This is a genomic window from Bacillus sp. SIMBA_008 (assembly GCF_046535495.1).
In the GTDB taxonomy this organism is placed as follows: Bacteria; Bacillota; Bacilli; order Bacillales; family Bacillaceae; genus Bacillus; species Bacillus subtilis.
Genome location: NZ_JAWRWL010000335.1, coordinates 1 through 278, shown reverse-complemented (window position 1 = coordinate 278; position 278 = coordinate 1). Strand labels below are relative to the sequence as shown.

The following is a 278-nucleotide window of genomic DNA, read 5'->3' as shown; positions in this document are numbered from 1 at the left end:
AATCCCATTCTCGACATTCAGCCAGGCATGGGGGTCCTGCTGGCTTTCAAGTCCTTTTGAAGACAAGTGCTTTACTTTGACGCCTTTACTCATTTCGGCTACAGGTGCATCATCCCCGTCCTTGCCACTCGATTCGAGCAGCTTTTGAAACCAGCCGTTCCCTGTTTCAAGGTTTAAACCATTATATAGAACAAGGTCTGCATCCGTTGTATGCTGAACATCCTTTGGCAGTGGATCAAATTCATGCGGGTCTGTACCAATGGGAACAATGCTGTGAA

1 protein-coding gene is annotated in these 278 nt (G+C 47.1%); it reads right to left on the bottom strand.

What is annotated here, in order from left to right:
* Window positions 1–278: metal ABC transporter solute-binding protein, Zn/Mn family (locus SB658_RS23465; RefSeq protein WP_410602693.1), on the bottom strand; the 278-nt coding region annotated here is incomplete at both ends.